Source organism: Gallibacter intestinalis, assembly GCF_014982745.1.
Lineage (GTDB): Bacteria > Bacillota > Clostridia > Peptostreptococcales > Anaerovoracaceae > Gallibacter > Gallibacter intestinalis.
Genome location: NZ_JADCKA010000030.1, coordinates 1 through 1,068 on the forward strand (window position 1 = coordinate 1; position 1,068 = coordinate 1,068).

General features: G+C 52.6%; 1 rRNA gene. It reads right to left on the reverse strand.

Annotated features, from left to right (window positions below):
* Window positions 1-1,068, reverse strand: a 23S ribosomal RNA gene (locus INF20_RS07920); the annotation flags it as partial.

Consider the following 1,068-nt stretch of genomic DNA (forward strand, 5'->3'; position numbering starts at 1 on the left):
TTCCACTTTTCATTCGTTACTCATGCCTGCATTCTCACTCGCACACACTCCACACCCGGTCACCCAAATGCTTCACCACATGCACGACGCTCCCCTACCCAACCAACAAAAAGTTGACTGCCGCGGCTTCGGCGGTGTACTTGAGCCCCACTACATTGTCGGCGCAGAACCACTCGACCAGTGAGCTATTACGCACTCTTTCAAGGATGGCTGCTTCTAAGCCAACCTCCTGGCTGTCTTCGCGATCCCACATCCTTTTCCACTTAGTACACCCTTAGGGGCCTTAACCGGCGATCTGGGCTGTTTCCCTCTCGACCAACGGAGCTTATCCCCCGCAGTCTCACTGCCACGCTATAACATTACCGGCATTCGGAGTTTGGCTGACATTGCTAAGATTGTAGTCCCGCTCAACCAACCAGTAGCTCTACCTCCAGCAAGAAACACGCAACGCTGCACCTAAATGCATTTCGGGGAGAACCAGCTATCTCCCGGTTTGATTGGCCTTTCACCCCCAGCCACAAGTCATCCGCTAATTTTTCAACATTAGTCGGTTCGGTCCTCCAGTTAGTGTTACCCAACCTTCAACCTGCCCATGGCTAGATCACCGGGTTTCGGGTCTATACCCTGCAACTTAACGCCCAGTTAAGACTCGGTTTCCCTGCGGCTCCCCTATACGGTTAACCTTGCTACAGAATATAAGTCGCTGACCCATTATACAAAAGGTACGCAGTCACACCATAAAGGTGCTCCCACTGCTTGTACGTACACGGTTTCAGGTTCTTTTTCACTCCCCTCGCCGGGGTTCTTTTCGCCTTTCCCTCACGGTACTGGTTCACTATCGGTCAGTCAGGAGTATTTAGCCTTGGAGGATGGTCCCCCCATATTCAGACAGGATACCACGTGTCCCGCCCTACTCTTCGAGTTCACAACCTGTGCATTTTGGTGTACGGGACTATCACCCTGTACCGTCGGACTTTCCAGACCGTTCCACTAACACACAAGCTGATTCAGACTCTGGGCTGCTCCCCGTTCGCTCGCCGCTACTGGGGGAATCTCGGTTGATTTCTT